Consider the following 253-nt stretch of genomic DNA (forward strand, 5'->3'; position numbering starts at 1 on the left):
GTCAGTCCATCAGGAATTCCTCACTGCCAGTTCGTGCTTGAGCATCGTTCTGTGCAGGAGGAAGCCGGCTTTCACCGGCAGGCATGGTGTCAAATGCCCGTTATTGTTAGCGGACACGAAAACCAGGCCATTACTCACAGTATAACGGTCGGCAGTCGCATAACCGTTCAGGGGTTCATTTCATGCCACAAGGCAAAGAACGGACTGAGCAAAATGGTTTTGCATGCCGAGCAGATTGAATTGATAGATTCTG

General features: G+C 50.2%; 1 protein-coding gene. It reads left to right on the forward strand.

What is annotated here, in order from left to right:
• Nucleotides 1–253, forward strand: a 253-nt coding sequence (gene priB / locus ACX9YW_RS23300; protein WP_460351145.1) for a primosomal replication protein N, incomplete at both ends; no start/stop codon positions are given.

The organism is Pseudoneobacillus rhizolycopersici (genome assembly GCF_054786815.1).